Raw genomic sequence first — 2,475 nt, forward strand, 5'->3', positions numbered from 1 at the left:
GCCTTATACAAGATGTTTTCACTTAAGTACAGTAAGTCTATAAATACTTATAGTATTAAGGTTGTCTTTTTTGTCTTATTATTGGTGTTAATATCGCCATACATTTATCAATATGTTACATCTACGATTGAAATGAAGAGTGATGAGTCATTGAATTTGAGAGGCGACCAGGTTAATGTTTTAATTGATAACCTATCTGAAAGCCAATTCACGTTGTTGCTAGGACAAGGCCTGGGGCATACTCTAAAGGTAATAACTCCCCTTAGAGATTATACAGATAGCATATATTTTGAGATTCAAACTTTGTATATATTAAACCAACTTGGAATATTTTTTTTTCTTTGTTTTATTATATATAATATATTAATCATGATGCTGAAATGGGGCTGGGATAATCAAGAGATCTATCTTGCCTATTTCATTTATATTGTTTATGCTGTTACGAATCCTTATATATTTGACACTAATCACGTAGTCATTATAATCGTATTAAATAGCTGGGTTTACATTAAGAAGAAAAGAATTGAAGAAGGAAATCGCATCAATAGTAATACTATATAACCCTAATTGGAATTTATTAAAGGAGGTGATTAATGAGGCTTCCACCCAATGTTGTAAGGTTTTTGCAATCGATAATAGTATAGGGAATAATCGTTCAATTTTTGAGTCAAGTTTTAATGAATTAGAAAATGTTGTTTATTATCCATTATTAGACAATTTTGGTATAGCCCATGCTCAAAATGTAGGATTAGAATTTGTGAAAGATTATGAATATGTCGTTTTTTTGGATCAGGATAGTATTCCCTTTGAGAATATGGTGAAAACATTGATCGAAGATTTTAAGCTCCTGAGATTACATAATGTTCAAGTTGCTACCATCGGCCCTCAGCCAGTTAACAGTCAAACAAACAATCCGTATGAACCCAGGCTCTTCAAGAACAAAGACTTCATAATAGATGGAGTTAAATTCTTTCAAACAAAGCAAATCATTAGTTCTGGAGGACTGATGCTTGTAAAGGATTTTAATGAAATAGGTCATTTTGAAGAACTTTTATTTATCGATGGTGTAGACCATGAGTGGTGTTGGAGAGCAAAAAAATATGGATATCAGACTTTTTTATCCACCAGAACAAGTTTAGTTCATAGTCTAGGGGAGGGAGACCGAAAAATCGCAGGATTTGATATTGCAACAACTTCTTCTTTCAGGTTGTATTATCAGTATCGAAATTTTATCATTCTACTCTTTAGGGGGTATGTGCCTTTTTATTGGAAATTAAATAGCTTTATAAAATATATAGTAAAAATGGTTTACTATCCGGTTGTAAACAAGGATATTAACATTCTGAAACGAATTATTGTCGGTATAAAAGATGGATTCAAGATAATACTGGAAAATAAATGAGAAGCTAGCTTGAAATTCGTCTTTTGATAATTTTTGTAATAGTGTTATTCATATTATGGCATTTCTTTTTATATTTACAAGCAAGCTAAAGAATATTTTTAGCTTATTTTTGCATCCAGGCTCTGTCTAATGATCTCTCGCACACATTTTTTATTTAACATCGTTTATACGGATTCATACATGGATAACACTGCACTTAAATTGTTCTCTTCTAATCTATATATTTGACATATTCGGCTGTAAACTAAATCTTATGATATTTGAAAGCTTAGGAGCAGTGGTGGTCCTTTATTATCCGGATGTGAGTTTGATAATCTTAAATATTGAAAAAATAAGCAAACAAGTAGGCAATATCTATATTATTGATAATACACCAGACGTGGAGTATACGCAAATCATAGATTTTTTTTCTGAGTCAAAGAGTGTGCATTATCTTCCATTAAAAGAGAATAAGGGGATTGCCGAGGCACAAAATATAGGAATTAGAAAGGTTTTTGAGTCTGAGGGTACTCAATTTGTTTTACTTTTGGATCAGGATAGTGTGCCCGACGAGTATATGATAGAAAATTTGATGGATTCATTTCATTTGTTACATAAAATGAATGAATTTAAGATTTCCGCGGTAGGAGCATTAACAATAAATCGAGATACTAATACCGTATATAAGGATAGAGAGTTGAAGAAGAATTATATTTCTGGACATCTAGTGAAAAAGACGGAAGTTATGAGTTCCGGGAGCCTAATTTCAAGAGCCGCAATAAATGAGATTGGACTATTGGAATCTTCACTTTTTATTGATGGAGTAGATCATGAATGGTGTTGGAGAGGGAATAATATGGGCTATACTTGCTTTATCAATGAGAAGGCGCTGTTGCTTCATAAATTGGGTGAAGGAGATAAAAAAATATTCGGATTAACCATTGCAATATCTCCTCCTATGAGATGTTTTTATCAATTTCGGAATTTTTTGATTCTGATTAAGAGGCCTTACGTTCCTTTTAATTGGAAACTGGTAAATTTTATAAAGTATTTTATTAAAATACTTTATTATCCAATTTTCATCAGCCCTAGAA

At 31.7% G+C, this 2,475-nt stretch carries 2 protein-coding genes and 1 pseudogene; all 3 read left to right on the forward strand.

Translation table 11 applies throughout. The features are described 5' to 3' along the window. Positions 1-561 (forward strand): annotated as a pseudogene (locus DBR11_RS30425) (polymerase); the annotation flags it as partial. Further along, positions 524-1,402: a glycosyltransferase gene (locus tag DBR11_RS26745; RefSeq protein ID WP_158275389.1), complete on the forward strand. Its 879-nt coding sequence runs from the start codon at positions 524-526 to the stop codon at positions 1,400-1,402. The pseudogene DBR11_RS30425 and the gene DBR11_RS26745, both read left to right, overlap by 38 nt. Positions 1,403-1,655: 253 nt before the next feature. After that, positions 1,656-2,475 (forward strand): glycosyltransferase family 2 protein (locus tag DBR11_RS26750; protein WP_108555612.1); only part of this gene is annotated, 820 nt, incomplete at its 3' end.

The sequence above is a fragment of the Pedobacter sp. HMWF019 genome (assembly GCF_003061025.1).
In the GTDB taxonomy this organism is placed as follows: domain Bacteria; phylum Bacteroidota; class Bacteroidia; order Sphingobacteriales; family Sphingobacteriaceae; genus Pedobacter.